12 protein-coding genes are annotated in these 13,742 nt (G+C 57.3%); 6 read left to right on the top strand and 6 right to left on the bottom strand.

All coding sequences use genetic code 11. The annotated features are described in order from the left end of the window. Positions 1-68: 68 nt before the first annotated feature. The 6 genes from B9H00_RS10260 to fhuE all read right to left on the bottom strand — a co-directional run bounded on the left by B9H00_RS10260 (position 69) and on the right by fhuE (position 7,423). Positions 69-851, bottom strand: coding sequence for a carbon-nitrogen hydrolase family protein (locus tag B9H00_RS10260; RefSeq protein WP_086900578.1), 783 nt, complete (start codon positions 849-851; stop codon positions 69-71). A 371-nt stretch (positions 852-1,222) separates the two neighbouring features. Further along, complete coding sequence (locus B9H00_RS10255; RefSeq protein ID WP_211329636.1) at positions 1,223-3,397, bottom strand: AAA family ATPase; 2,175 nt, start codon at positions 3,395-3,397, stop codon at positions 1,223-1,225. Between the two features lie 837 nt (positions 3,398-4,234). Continuing rightward, a complete protein-coding gene (locus tag B9H00_RS10250) occupies positions 4,235-4,489 on the bottom strand; it encodes a Txe/YoeB family addiction module toxin (RefSeq protein WP_086900577.1) in 255 nt (84 codons plus the stop codon). After that, positions 4,486-4,737 (bottom strand): type II toxin-antitoxin system Phd/YefM family antitoxin, encoded by a 252-nt coding sequence (locus tag B9H00_RS10245; RefSeq protein ID WP_086900576.1) that lies wholly within the window; start codon positions 4,735-4,737, stop codon positions 4,486-4,488. The genes B9H00_RS10250 and B9H00_RS10245 overlap by 4 nt, the downstream gene beginning before the upstream one ends. 72 nt (positions 4,738-4,809) lie before the next feature. Continuing rightward, on the bottom strand, positions 4,810-5,196 hold the full coding sequence (locus B9H00_RS10240) for a putative signal transducing protein (RefSeq protein WP_086900575.1): 387 nt from the start codon (positions 5,194-5,196) through the stop codon (positions 4,810-4,812). 109 nt (positions 5,197-5,305) lie between these two features. Beyond that, positions 5,306-7,423, bottom strand: coding sequence for a ferric-rhodotorulic acid/ferric-coprogen receptor FhuE (gene fhuE, locus B9H00_RS10235; RefSeq protein ID WP_147376573.1), 2,118 nt, complete (start codon positions 7,421-7,423; stop codon positions 5,306-5,308). A gap of 225 nt (positions 7,424-7,648) precedes the next feature. Here fhuE and bioB point away from each other — a divergent pair, with 225 nt between their 5' ends. The 6 genes from bioB to B9H00_RS10205 are packed head-to-tail and all read left to right on the top strand — an operon-like array spanning position 7,649 to position 13,538. Next, entirely contained in the window at positions 7,649-8,722 is a 1,074-nt protein-coding gene (gene bioB / locus B9H00_RS10230; RefSeq protein WP_086900573.1) for a biotin synthase BioB, read from the top strand. Further along, positions 8,706-9,923 (top strand): 8-amino-7-oxononanoate synthase, encoded by a 1,218-nt coding sequence (gene bioF / locus B9H00_RS10225; RefSeq protein WP_236944251.1) that lies wholly within the window; start codon positions 8,706-8,708, stop codon positions 9,921-9,923. Before bioB ends, bioF begins: the two co-directional genes overlap by 17 nt. Next, positions 9,920-10,675, top strand: a complete 756-nt coding sequence (locus B9H00_RS10220; protein WP_086900572.1) for an alpha/beta fold hydrolase — start codon at positions 9,920-9,922, stop codon at positions 10,673-10,675. The genes bioF and B9H00_RS10220 overlap by 4 nt, the downstream gene beginning before the upstream one ends. Continuing rightward, on the top strand, positions 10,665-11,471 hold the full coding sequence (gene bioC / locus B9H00_RS10215) for a malonyl-ACP O-methyltransferase BioC (RefSeq protein ID WP_086900571.1): 807 nt from the start codon (positions 10,665-10,667) through the stop codon (positions 11,469-11,471). Before B9H00_RS10220 ends, bioC begins: the two co-directional genes overlap by 11 nt. Further along, entirely contained in the window at positions 11,468-12,199 is a 732-nt protein-coding gene (gene bioD / locus B9H00_RS10210) for a dethiobiotin synthase (RefSeq protein ID WP_086900570.1), read from the top strand. The genes bioC and bioD overlap by 4 nt, the downstream gene beginning before the upstream one ends. Beyond that, positions 12,189-13,538 carry an adenosylmethionine--8-amino-7-oxononanoate transaminase gene (locus tag B9H00_RS10205; protein WP_086900569.1) on the top strand — a complete coding sequence of 450 codons (1,350 nt, stop codon included), beginning with the start codon at positions 12,189-12,191 and terminating at the stop codon, positions 13,536-13,538. Before bioD ends, B9H00_RS10205 begins: the two co-directional genes overlap by 11 nt. Positions 13,539-13,742 lie beyond the last annotated feature (204 nt).

Below are 13,742 nucleotides of genomic sequence, written 5' to 3'. Positions count from 1 at the left end.
CTTTTTAAAGCGATGTCTGATAAAGGGGCAGTGCCCGGACGCCAGCGCTTGATCGCCGCTCCTGCTGATCAGGCACCGCTGTCCATCGCGATAACGCGCCCTGATGCGCCCTCCAGCACACCATCGCGGATCACAGCGATGACCAGACAGGCCTCACGCCCGCTGGCGCCCACAAGGCGTGCCCCCCGCGCATTCCATCCGCCGCTTCTGCCGCAGGTCTGCCAGCCACCAGTGTCGGAGATATGGTTGGAAAACAGCACAGGCATTCCGTGACGCCGGGCAATGCCGGCGAGGCATTGGGCATCCGCCTCATATCCACCGTCTGAAATCAACACACTGGCTAAATAGACCGCCGCCTTCTGAGCGGCAACGGCATCACTGTGAATGGTGTGGGCAAAATCGGCGCAAATCGCCAACGCGATGCGCACGCCGTTGACGGTGAAGAGACAGGCTTCATCACCCGGCGAGCAGTACGCCTCCTCCCCATCGTGCAGATGCTGCTTGGCGTAAAACGTACGCGCCCCATCGGGAAAGCAGATGACTGCCCCGATGCGGGGCTTGCCGCCGTCGTTGATCAGCGGACAACCTGCAATCACAGCCATATTGTTCTCGACCGCGGCAGCAGACAGGGTTTTGAACACCTCGGCATCGGAAGCCATGGCAAGCGCTTCCAGCAGATCGGGCTCGTAACCAATCAGCGAGAGCTCGGGAAAGACGATGACATCGGCGCCGTCCTGAGCCGCACGCTCGACGTAACGCAGATGCGTGGTCAGATTGTCCGCCACGGCACCGCGGATAACCGGTGACTGCGCCAAAGCGACAACGACATTGCCTGCATTTTTAGAGGGCATATCCACTCACATCCTGTTCACAAGGGCCGGAATACAGGACATGAAACCTCACGGGCACTGCAAAAGAGAAGCCATGGCTTTCAGGATCTATTGAAACGGAGGCATCAGTAGCTGGTGGCGTGTCATGAGCAGACGGAACGGTTTATCCACTATTGATAGAAAATTATCGTTTTAAGGGCCAAGAATACGCGTGACCAAGAAGCAGGAATATAAAACGTCGTCGTTCCGGCGAGGGATAAAGAAGGATCGCTTTCGGCCAGAAGAGGGCGTTAGGAGAGCTCTCGTATGACGCCTAAGCTCAGCGACATATCGTCAAGTCACGTCCGGAACAAAGAATTACCAGACACTCTCTTCATAATCATTCTGGAGCACTATACGCTTACCGCTTTCTCAAGAGCTTCCCAATGAAGGGGGTCTTTTTCCCTAATTGCAGAGAGCAAATCGTTGACCGCATGCTCCAAGTCAAAAATAAGCTCATTATTCCCGGCAAGTCGATCAACGCTATTCGCGTGGCTGAAGTAATGAAAAACTTTCAAAATGCGCTTGGCTTTCTCGTTTCCAAACAAACTTTCTGCTCTTTGATCAACGGTTTCCTTGGAAACCCCAGGCATTCGAGAGTAAGTATAAAGCTCCACAAAGCGACGCACTGCATTAGGAAGAAGCATTAAAATTTCGTGATCTGTCTTATCAGGAGCTTCATGAAAACGATAAACCACCTCAAAAAGAAAATGATATTCCGATGCATATCTAGAGAGAGATATGGGCATATTCTCTAACCTAGAGCCTTGGGGTTTGACTCGCTTAATCAAATACAGGGGCGCTTTTCTTTGGTTATCCGGCTTAACTTCGCGAAGCAAATTTAAAAATTCAAAATTATGCGTAGAAACAAACAGCTGCTTACACTTTGTAGTCCATTCTAGATTACCATTGTTCTCAACTTGATGAAAAAAGAATTCGCGAATAGCAGCTGTAACCTGAAAGATGTGGTTAGAATCTAGACTTGAAATCGGGTCATCGATATAGACGATCGTTTTCTTGAATTTCTCCGACTTGAGTTCTTTGAGCTTGGTCAGAAAGTAGGAGAAAGCAATTGCTGTCTTTTCCCCATCGCTTAGATTTTTAGCCGGCATCCCGTTTTTACGGACAAGTTGAAACCGTTCCTGTACACCTTCAGGCACCACGTTAATCTGCACGGCTTCTTCCCCCAGCATGGAAGCTAGCCTTTTATTGATTTCTTCACGTCCAAGTTGTGCGAGGCTAATTTCTGCTTTGAGTTTATTCGCCTCCTTTTGAACTCTTCCAGCAAGGCGATTTAATCGCCCTTCCTTGATTTTTAGTCGTTCTAATTTGGCGTCACGGCCAACCTTTGCTTGCTCATTAAAAAACTCTTGGACCAGATGAAGTCTGGCTCGCTTGATCGCCTCTTTTTTAACCTTGGTAAAGTTAGATGCAATCTGGTTGTTATCGTCTATAACCTGATTGACTGTATTGACATTATCGATAATAATTTGGCCGATATTTTCAGGCAAGTCAGTAGGTTCATGGATCTTGAAAGGATTGCCAATCTTTTTCTGAACATCTGCCATAAGCGTGTCCACCAACATATTGAAGGCTTCAATCGCCTCAGATAGCGGAGATATTGCCTCGCGGAATTTATCGCGAAAATGTGGGTTGAACTCAGCTTCCTTGGGCATGGTGACCGATATCTTGGCCGCTTTAATGCGGTTATGAAGCTCTTCTACCTTGCGCTTATGGTCAGCTAGATCTTTGGAGAAGTGGGCTTGCAGGTCGTCCAGTCTGTGTTTGCTGATATCACCACCACAGAACTCACATTTGTCTTTTTCTGAGTGCAGCGAAAGCCCTTTCTCAATCCATCCCTCGATAAGGGGGTTTTCTTCTAGATGCTTAATTGTGCTGGCTAAGTTAGGAGTCAAAGCTAGCAAAGCCACCGCCTCGCCATGCAATGATTCAATAGACAGGGACACAGCAATTTTCGGAACCGTGATAGGTTTTTCGCTTTCTGGGGTTAAAGAAAGTTTGAGATCGCCGCGAAGTTGGTCATCATCCTGAAGTTGTGAGTCTTCAAGGGTCGAGATCGTAGAGATATCTCGACCAAGATGTGTTGCTGTGTAGGCCTCAACTAAGCCAAGAGTCTTTTTTATACTGGCTGCTGTGGCCGTCTTGGCTGTAGAAAAATCTGATTCGATCTTTCCCGTTTCCTTTGTAATCTCTCTGACTTTCTCTTGTATTCTTTTATACAGATCTTCGCAATGATCAAGCTTCCTCTGTGCCTCTTCGGACTCTTTGCCTAGGAGTAGGATTGGCTTGAAGCTTTGCCCAGTAAAATTCAGGTTGTCACGAACAAAGTCTGAGTTAAAGACTCTAATAGTCTGATTCGATTGCGTAAAATTTTTTTCCGTTATCGACTCCTCATCAGTATCGATGGTGAATGAGGAGCCAGAGATATCAGGATTCAGCGCCTTATTTTCTAGCTGAGCAAAAAGTCGTGAAAGCGTAGTCTTTCCGGAGTAGTTCCATCCATAGATGAGGTTCTTTACTCCAAACTAGTTAATCCCCGCTGGCTTAGTGTAATCTCCATACACCCCTAGCCCCTTAATCTTTGAGATTCCCTTAATCACTCCCTTCCCCTTTTGTCATCATTTTTACTAAGCGCATTAGGTGCCAGTCAAGTGTCAAGGTTGATAGGAGAAATGCTCATAAGTACTAAGGCCGGAGAAACCCTTAATAACCCGCTGAATGCTGACGATAGGTCAAAAATGCAAAAGCGTGGCTCAGTTATTTCCATCAACACCGTGGAACGACCCCTCCCTTAACCGGCAGGGCTGCTTTGGGTCGATAGCAGACACTTGATTTAAAGTTCGATGCCATGCATTCGCATTGAATACAAAGCTACAAATCGTCCGATATTCACTATGATCTAACCCCGCATACCTTTAAACCATGTATATGCAGCATCAAACATGACGGGATGTGTTTGGCGGCAGTCCATAACCTCAAAAAGACCATACTAATACATGTCAACGCAATGTCACTTATCTTTACATTAGCTATTGGTCGATGCATGCCGAGCGCCGATCTATAGCTGATCGTCAAAAAGCGGTAGGGGCACGGAATTGAAGCCGTCCCTTGAAGAGATGGCTTCGAAGGGTCAGGGAAAAGACGTGAGAGCATTGGGCGAGTGACTGGCGATCATGAGTGCCACAAACCAGAAGTCGACGCTCAATGCAGGCAAATACGAATGAAACGGGTGAGAGCGCTATCGAATATTTAAATCATGGCGTGGGCGTTGGATATCCTGCCCGTTGATGATGATAACGGCTCTGGCCATTACGGCGGACTGACCAGACGGAAGGTATGCATCCTTAATAGTGATATCGAAGCTGCGCAATCATCAGCGCGTCGTCTGTCACTTTATAAACAATTCGATGCTCGTCGTTGATTCGCCGGGACCAATACCTTGAAAAGCCGTGCCCAAGCTGCTCCGGTTTACCTACACCTTCAAATGGCTGGCACTGGATTTCCCTGATCAGTTTGTTGATGCGCCCGAGCACCTTCTTGTCGGTTGTCTGCCAGTACAGGTCATCCTCCCAGGCCTTCTCGGAAAACAGGCGCTTCACTCAAGAAGCGCCTTTTCCTGACCGTCGCCCTGCTCCAGCTCGGCCATGGATTCCAGCAGGCGTCGGGCGTTTTTGGGTGAGCGCAGAAGATAGGCGGTTTCCTGCAGCGCCTCGTAGTCTTCCAGCGAGAGCATGACCACCGAAGGCGCCCTGCTGCGCGTGATGACGATGGGCGCGTGGTCTTCACACACCTGTTCCATGGTTTTGGACAGCTGGCTTCTGGCAGCGGTGTAGCTGATGGCATCCATGATGTTTTCTCCTGTACAGGATTTTGTACCGTACAGATTCTTGTACGTACCAATAAAGCGCGCAGTGGCTTTTCACTGCTGCCGGTCGTGCAGGCATTTTCGAGAGACTGACGGTAATGGAAACACCACGCCGGTCGTCGCCCAGCAGGCAATGACCAGTGCCCGCCAGCCGTAAAAGTGCATCGCACTATGCGGTGTTGAAGCCTCAAACGCGGGCGAAGACATGGCCAGCCGATGCGCATGATAGTTCGCCAGCACTTCGTGGGCGGCCTCAATATCCCGCGGGGCAACCTGCACTTTCACGCCGCCCAGCGCGGTCTCCCACATCCACTGCATCGTCATCAGATGCTCGTCGATGATGAAGGCCGTAACACCGCGGGATTCAAGCAGCCCCTTGAGCAAATGGGCTTCATGGGGAAAGGTGACACGGGCAAGCGTCACGAGCGGACCGGTGGACATGACAGAACTCCACGAGCATGGCGGTCACCCCAGTGTAGCGCGGTCACTTTAGTGGATACGAATTAAACGGCCGACAGAATTGTCAGCCGTGTATGCCATGGCAAGGAGGTTAGAACGAGTACGTCAGCGTCGCCGTGGCGCTGCGCGGCGCCCCATAGACGCCATAGGTACCGAGATAGCCATAGTACTCCTTGTCGAACAGGTTCTTGATGTTGGCCTGTAGCGACAGATCAGGCGTGAACTGATAACGCCCGAACAGATCCACTATTGCGAAACTGCCCTCCTGAACACGCGTGGTGCCTCCGTCCGGGTTGGCGATATCGCTGAAGGTGCGATTCTGCCAGTTCACACCGCCGCCAACGGTCAGCTTCTCCCATTGCGGAACGCGATAGCTCGAGAAAAGCTTGATCTGTGTCCGCGGCTGGTTGGTATTGACGCCACCTTCATCGTTTTTCGCAGTGTAGCGAGTGATGCCCAGCGTTGTGTCGAGACGCTCAGTCACGGCGCCGTTGAGTTCAAAATCAAATCCTTCGCTGACAACCCCTCTGGCAGCCGTATAGGCCTGGTCTCCGGTGCCCGGTACGGTGGTATTACCATCGGCCTGGGCGACGTTGTCCTGCTCTAGGCGGAATATGGAGAAGGACGCTGTCAGACGGTCGTCATACCAGCCTGCCTTGAGACCGGTCTCGTAGTTCTTGCCGGTAATGGGATCAAGATAGGCACCACTGCTGTCGCGATAGTCCTGCGGCATGAAGATTTCGGTGTAGCTGGCAAAGGCCGACCAGGTATCGTTGATGTCGTACACCAGCCCGCCATAGGGAATGACTTCTTCATGATGTCGAGAGGATTGCAGGCCATCGTTTTGCCAGTCGGTATAGCGGGCGCCGAGAATCAGGGTCAGGGGGTCCGTCAACGACAGTCGGGTCGCCGTGTAAAAGGCACGCTGTCGGGTCACGTCGTCTACCTGGGTGCCCATTTCCCCCCACTCGGGCTCCTCGATGCGACCATCAAAGCGGTGAATGTCCACGGATGACGTATCGACAGGCAGGTAAGCCCCCGTATGACGGGTATGCTGACGGTTGTAGCTGATTCCCGCGACCAGTTCGTGTTCGCGACCCAACAGTTCGAAGGGGCCATCAACGTAGGTATCCACAGCGTCCATTCGACGCGTGCTTTCATAGCGCCCTGCACCGCCGTTGAGTCCCAGTCCGGACTGGCGGTCAGGAAAGCCGAACATGTACAAAAGCTTGTTGTTGCTTTCGAGCGTCGCATGAGTGGCGACCCCGCGCAGCTCCCAGCCGTTATCAAACTGATGATTCAGCTCGGCAAAGACCTTTTCCGAATCGTGATCATAAAAGGACCATCGTGGCGCGACGCTGAAATCTCGATCGAAGTCCGTGCGGCTACCGTCGCTGTAAAGCAGCGGCAGGCCGCCCCAGGTCACATCGTTTTGATGCGTGTTCTGATATTCATATCCCAGCGATACGGTCGTGTTGTCCGTTACATCGGCATCGATCACGGCATAGCCAAACTTCTTGCGCTCGCTGAAGCGATCCAGAATGCCGTTGCCATCTTCATAACCGCCGATGAAACGCCCCCTGATGTCGCCGGATTCGGTCAGCGGTGTCTGCGCGTCGATCACTGTACGACCATGGCCGTGGCTTCCCAGCTCGCCGGAGATGGTTCCTGTCGGCCTGTAAGCGTCTGCATGTTTTCGAACAAAGTTGACCGAGGCCCCGGGATTGCCGGCGCCCGTCAGCAAACCGTTGGCACCACGAACCACTTCGACACGATCATAGATGGCGCTATCCAGTGCCGCATCGCCCATATACCACTGCGGCTGAACGGTCGTTGGTATGTCGTCAAACTGGTAGTTGTTGATCAAAAAACCGCGGGAGTAAAAGCTGCGCCGGGTACTGTCGATGCCCGATACGGAAATGCCCGTCGTATTGGCCAGAATATCTTCAAAATCGCGAAGATTCTGATCCCTGATGCGCTGCTCGGTCATCACACTGACGGATTGCGGAATCTCCTTGGGTGAGAGATTCATCCGCGTACCGGCCGTTATGGCACGCCGGGTATAGCCCACGTTCTCATAGAGATTGGTGGCCGTGACGGTGAGGGTATCGATGGCGGCGTCATCGGCCTGAGCCATGACGGGGGTGATCAGACAGGCGCCGGTGGTCACGATCGTCAGGGCGTGACGACCGCAGGATGGCTTTTTCATGGTATCCCTTGCTGGCGCCTCGTGTGCGCCGGTTATCGGTGTTATGGCCACGCGATTTTGATGAGCCACCAGATGCAAAGTCAACTCATACAACAATTATTCTCATTTTCATTTGAAGAAAGTGTTATGACCCCGCCACCTGTTAACCATAGAAATATTTGAAGTTAACCAGAGACGCTGGCAAAGTCGCCGTTATCTTTTATTTTTGAAAAGGTTAACAGTGCCATGCCCACCACTCGCTCCAATGCCGCCACCGCCGAGTCCTTTCGTCATGACTGGCAGCGCCACGAGATCGAGGCGCTGCTGACCCTGCCCTTCAATGACCTGCTGTTTCGGGCACAGAGCGTGCACCGTCAGCACTTCGACCCCAACGCCGTCCAGATCTCCACGCTCTTGTCGATCAAGACCGGCGCCTGCCCGGAGGACTGCAAGTACTGCCCGCAGTCCGGGCATTACAACACCGGCCTTGAGCGCGAAAAGCTCATGCAGGTCGAGGCCGTACTGGAAGAGGCGCGCCGGGCGAAGGAGGTCGGGGCGAGTCGTTTCTGCATGGGCGCGGCGTGGAAGAATCCGCGTGCGAAGGACATGCCTTACGTGCTGGAGATGGTGCGCGGCGTGCGCGCCATGGGGCTTGAAACCTGCATGACGCTGGGCATGCTGACCCGGGATCAGGCGCAGTCGCTCGAAGAGGCCGGCCTTGATTACTACAACCACAACCTGGACACCTCACCGGAATACTACGGTGAGATCATCACTACCCGCACTTACGCCGACCGACTGGAAACGCTCGATCACGTACGCCAGGCCGGCATGAAAATCTGCTCCGGCGGCATTCTCGGCATGGGCGAAAGCATCAATGATCGCGCCGGCCTGCTGCAGCAGCTTGCCAACCTGCCCACGCATCCCGAAAGCGTGCCGATCAACATGCTGATCCGCATCGAAGGCACGCCGCTGGCACAGGTCGAGGATCTCGACCCGATCGACTTCATTCGCACCATCGCCACTGCCCGCATTCTGATGCCGGCCTCTCACGTGCGTCTGGCCGCCGGGCGCGAACTGATGAGCGATGAGACCCAGACCCTGGCCTTTTTTGCCGGCGCCAACTCGATCTTCTACGGCGAGCGACTGCTGACCGCTCAGAACCCGCAGGCTGCGCACGATCAACGCCTTTTCGAGCGGCTGGGGCTCTATCCCGAGCAGCGACACGATGTCGATGATGCCACCCATGAGGCCGTGCTCAACGATCAAATCCGCCAGGCGCAGGCTGCGGCCATGACCACCGATGCCGCCGCCCATTGAGAGGGACACCGTCGAGATGAGTGCCTTCGAGCGTGCCCTGCATCATCGCCTCGAGCAGCAAAAGTCCGCCGGCCGCTATCGCCGGCGGCGCAGCCAGCGTGATGCCAGCGTGCATACCCGGATCAATGACCGGGGGATGCTGACCTTTTGCAGCAATGACTATCTGGGGCTGGCCACACATCCGCACGTGGTGGAGGCCCTGTGTGACGGCGCGCGCCAATACGGGGCCGGCGGCGGCGCCTCACACCTGGTCAACGGCCATCAGGAGATCCATGACGGGCTGGAGACGCAGCTGGCACAGTGGACCGGTCGTGAGCGAGCGCTGTTGTTTGGCAGCGGCTACCAGGCCAACCTGGGCGTCATCTCGGCGCTGATGTCCCGCGGCGGGCATGTTGTTCATGACCGACTCAACCACGCCTCACTGCTGGATGGCACCCGGCTTTCCGGTGCCCGGCTTCATCGCTTCGCGCATGGTGATCTATCCGGTGCAGCGCAGGCACTGGCCGGGCTATCGCCGGACGCCGATCGACTGCTGGTCAGCGACGCCGTCTTCAGCATGGATGGTGACTGCGCCGATGTGGCCACCCTGGCCCGGCTGGCCGAGCGTTTTGATACGCCGCTGATGATTGATGATGCCCACGGCCTCGGCGTGCTGGGCGCCAATGGCGCCGGCACGCTGGAAGCGCAGAACGTGGCGGCCGACCGCGTACCCATTCTGGTCGGTACACTGGGCAAGGCGCTGGGCACCCAGGGTGCCTTTGTGGCCGGCAGCCACGCGCTGATCGAATCGCTGATCCAATTCGCCCGGCCCTTCGTCTACACCACCAGCCTCTCGCCGGCGCTGGCCGCGGCCACGCTGGCTGCCCTGGATATCGTTCAGACCGAACCGGAACGGCGTGCCCATCTGCATCACCTGATCCAGCGCTTTCGACGGGAACTGCTCACGCTGGCGCTGCCCGATATCACGCTGATGCCTTCCGAAACGCCCATTCAGCCTCTGCTGATCGGCAGCGAACAGGCGGCGATGGCGCTGTCCAAGCGTCTTTATGAGGATGGCATTTTATGTACCGCCATTCGCCCGCCCACGGTCCCCCCGGGGCAGTCACGGCTGCGCGTCACCCTGTCGGCGGCCCACACGGAGGCCGACCTGGATCGACTGCTCGACACCCTCGAGCGCTGCTGCCGGGCAGTGACCTCATGATGACCGCCTCTCCAACCCTGATCCTGCTGCCCGGATGGGCCATGGCACCCTCCTCGCTGATGGCACTGGCCGCTGAACTCAAGGCGCAGCTGCCCGGCTGGGTCATCGACTGCCCGCCCCTGCCGGCTACCAGCGATGACACCCTCGAGGTCTGGCTCGATGATCTTGATGCCCGCCTGCCCGAGCATGCCTGGCTGGCCGGCTGGTCGCTGGGCGGCATGCTTGCCATGGCGCTGGCCGACCGGCGCCGCGGGCACTGCCCCGGCGTTATAACGCTGGGAAGCAACTTGAGCTTCGTGACCCGACATGACTGGCGGCACGCCCTGCCGACGGCCACCCTCACGGCCTTTCAGGGCCGCTGGGCAAGCGCCCCGGAAAAGACCCGGTCACGCTTTTTCGCGCTGGTGGCCCGCGGCAGCGCCTCGTACGCCTCCATGATCCGCCAGCTTGAGCAGCATGCGGCAACCCTCACCATTGAGCAGGCACTGGCCGGGCTGTCGCTGCTGGCGCACATCGATCTGCAGACGCAGCTCGCCCCTGGTCTCTGCCCGAGGCTGCACCTTTTTGCCGAGCTTGATGCGCTGGTGCCCCTGCAGGCCTGCCAGACCATCAACGCGCGATCCGGCAACAGTACGACCCATCAGCTTGCCGACACCGGCCACGCCTTTGTGATGGAGCACCCGGAAGCGTGCGCCCGACACATGGCGGCCTTTATTGCACGAGTCGACGCAGGAGAGGCCCATGAAGGCTGACGCGGCCCTGACGCTCAAACACCGGATCGCCGTGAGCTTTTCAAAGGCGGCGCCTCACTACGACCATCACGCCGGTCTTCAGCGCGAGGTGGCCGATGATCTGCTTCGCGCCCTGCCGGCCGAGGCCCTGCATCATCTGGCCGATGTCGGCTGTGGCACCGGCTACGTCACCCGGGGGCTGCATGCGCGCTACCCGGGCGCCACGGTCACCGGCATTGACCCGGCCCCCGGCATGCTTGAGGAGGCGGCCCGGCGCCACGGCCATGAGCCATTGTTCTGGACGCCTGGAGACGCCGAGCAGCTGCCTTTTGACGACGAACAGCTGGACATGGTGGTGTCCAGCCTGGCCATCCAGTGGTGTGCCACACCGGAAGGTTTTTTGAAGGAAGCCAAGCGCACGCTGCGTCCGGGCGGCTGGCTGGCCTTCACCACTCTGCTTGATGGCAGCCTCAACGAGCTGAAAACCGCCTTTTCAATGATTGAGGACCGTGCGGCGGTCAATGCCTTTCTCACGCATGAGGCGCTCTCGGTCCATCTCCAGGCCAGTCCACTCACGCTTCATACCCTAAAGGTCAGGGATCACCGGGTCTTTCATGACAGCGCCGCCGCCAGTCTGCGGGCGCTGAAGGCCGTGGGCGCTGCCACCCCGGACAGACCGGCACCGCAGGGGCTGATGAGCCGCCGACACTGGGCGGGCGTCACGCAGTCCCTGGAGCGCTTTCGCACCCCGATGGGGCTGCCCACCACCTATCGGGTGGCGCTGGTCCTCATGCAAAAACCTGGAGATCTCTCATGACGGATCACACCTCTGGTCCCTCCCCTTCGGCCTTTTTCGTGACCGGCACCGATACCGATGCCGGCAAGACCCTGATCGCCTCGGGCCTTTTGAGCGCGGCACGTACCCGCGGGCTGACGACCGCCGCCGGCAAGCCCGTCGCCTCCGGCAGCCAGCGCACCTCGCAGGGCCTGCGCAACGCCGATGCCCTGGCCCTGCAGGCCCAGTGCGAGCCTGCGCTTTCCTACGAGGCGGTCAATCCAGTGGCGTTTGAACCGGCCATTGCACCGCATATTGCGGCCAGTGAGGCCAGAAACAGGCTCTCGGTGGCGTCGCTTCTGACGCCCATGCAGACGCTGCTGGCCGCCAGCGCCGACTTCACCCTGATCGAAGGTGCCGGCGGCTGGCGCGTGCCTTTAAGCGATGACGCCTGCCTCTCCGATCTGGCCGTGGCGCTGGATCTGCCGGTCATTCTGGTGGTCGGTGTGCGGCTCGGCGCCATCAATCATGCCCGACTGACGCTGGAGGCCATCGAGCGCGACGGCCTGAGGGTCGCCGGCTGGGTGGCCAACGTGGTGGATGCCGACCTGTCGCGTCTGGCCGCCAATCTGGCCACGCTCGAAGAGTGGTTGAGCCGGCGTGGCGGCATCCCCTGTCTGGGCCTGGTGCCTTACCTTGTGGCGCCGACGCCAGAGCGAGTCGGCGCCTGTCTTGATCTCAATGTGCTACTGGAATCTCATGAACGATAACGCCACATGGATGCAGCGCGACCTGGCCAGCCTCTGGCACCCCTGCACCCAGATGAAGGATCACGAAACCCTGCCGGTCACCCCCATCCGCTCGGGCAAGGGGGTGTGGCTTGAGGATTTCGAAGGTCATCGCTACCTGGATGCGATCAGCTCCTGGTGGGTCAATATCCTCGGCCACGCCAATGAGCGCATCAATGCGCGCATCAAGACCCAGCTCGACACGCTTGAGCACGTCATATTGTCAGGCTTTACCCATCAGCCGGTGATCGAACTCTCCGAACGGCTGGGACGACTGGCCCCGGAAGGGCTGGGGCACTGCTTTTATGCCGACAACGGCTCCTCGGCGATCGAGGTCGCCCTGAAAATGAGCTACCACTACTGGCATAACCAGGGTCGACCGGAGAAGCGCCGCTTTCTGACCATCACCAACGGCTATCACGGCGAGACGCTAGGCGCGCTTTCCGTCGGCGATGTGGCGATTTTTACCGACACCTATCGCTCGCTGCTGCTGGATGTGATCAAGGTGCCGGCGCCGGACGGATTCGGTCTTCCGCGTGACCAGTGGATCGACCAGGCCCGGGCAGCCTTTGCCCACATGGAGGCTGCGCTCGAACGTCATGGCGATGAACTGGCCGCGGTCATCGTTGAGCCATTGATCCAGTGTGCCGGCGGCATGCGCATGTACCCGCCGGAGTATCTGACCTGGCTGCGCGAAGCGTGCGATCGACACAACGTGCAGCTGATATTTGATGAAATTGCCGTCGGCTTCGGGCGCACCGGCACGATGTTCGCCTGCGAACAGGCCGGCGTACGCCCGGACTATCTGTGCCTGTCCAAGGCGATCACCGGAGGGTATCTGCCGCTGTCGGTGGTCATGACCACCGACGAGATCTATGCAGCCTTCTATGACGACTATTCAACGCTGCGGGCCTTTTTGCACTCGCACAGTTACACCGGCAATCCGCTGGCCTGTGCCGCAGCGCTGGCCACGCTCGACATTCTCGAAGACGACGACGTGATCGCCACCAATCGCGACAAATCGGCTCGCATCGAGCAGGTGACGGCGCCCCTGCGCGAGCACCCACACGTCGGCGATGTCCGCCAGACCGGCATGGTGGTCGCCATCGAAATGGTGAAGGACAAGGCAACGCTCGAACCCTATGACTTTCGTGAACGTCGCGGACTCCGGGTCTTTCAGCACGCCATGTCCCGCGGTGCCATGTTGCGCCCGCTGGGCAACGTCATCTACTGGATGCCGCCTTACGTGATCACCCCCGAGGAAATCGACTTTCTCGGCGAGGTGACTCGCGAAGGGCTGGAGGTCGCCACCGGGCGATAGGGCTAACCACTCGCCGAGAACGCGGCACTCAAGGACATGATCACCGGCGCTTCAGGGGTCTGTCTTTCTCCGGGTCTTTGGTCATTGCGCCATTGGTCGACAGGTCACGGCCCTGATTCGACAGTCGAATCAGGGCTCACTACTATCGAAATATGAAAGATCGAAACGGCCGCCGCAGACAGGTGTCAGGGCATCGGCAGCAAG

It is taken from the genome of Kushneria marisflavi, assembly GCF_002157205.1.
In the GTDB taxonomy this organism is placed as follows: Bacteria; Pseudomonadota; Gammaproteobacteria; order Pseudomonadales; family Halomonadaceae; genus Kushneria; species Kushneria marisflavi.
This window is presented reverse-complemented; position numbering and strand designations above follow the sequence as displayed.

Excerpts from the sequence above, each read along its gene's own strand:
- fhuE (WP_147376573.1), bottom strand. The coding sequence starts at position 7,423 with ATGAAAAAGCCATCCTGCGGTCGTCACGCCCTGACGATCGTGACCACC.
- bioB (WP_086900573.1), top strand. The coding sequence starts at position 7,649 with ATGCCCACCACTCGCTCCAATGCCGCCACCGCCGAGTCCTTTCGTCAT.
- B9H00_RS10220 (WP_086900572.1), top strand. The coding sequence starts at position 9,920 with ATGATGACCGCCTCTCCAACCCTGATCCTGCTGCCCGGATGGGCCATG.
- B9H00_RS10240 (WP_086900575.1), bottom strand. The coding sequence starts at position 5,196 with ATGTCCACCGGTCCGCTCGTGACGCTTGCCCGTGTCACCTTTCCCCAT.
- bioD (WP_086900570.1), top strand. The coding sequence starts at position 11,468 with ATGACGGATCACACCTCTGGTCCCTCCCCTTCGGCCTTTTTCGTGACC.
- B9H00_RS10245 (WP_086900576.1), bottom strand. The coding sequence starts at position 4,737 with ATGGATGCCATCAGCTACACCGCTGCCAGAAGCCAGCTGTCCAAAACC.
- bioF (WP_236944251.1), top strand. The coding sequence starts at position 8,706 with ATGCCGCCGCCCATTGAGAGGGACACCGTCGAGATGAGTGCCTTCGAG.
- B9H00_RS10260 (WP_086900578.1), bottom strand. The coding sequence starts at position 851 with ATGCCCTCTAAAAATGCAGGCAATGTCGTTGTCGCTTTGGCGCAGTCA.
- B9H00_RS10205 (WP_086900569.1), top strand. The coding sequence starts at position 12,189 with ATGAACGATAACGCCACATGGATGCAGCGCGACCTGGCCAGCCTCTGG.
- bioC (WP_086900571.1), top strand. The coding sequence starts at position 10,665 with ATGAAGGCTGACGCGGCCCTGACGCTCAAACACCGGATCGCCGTGAGC.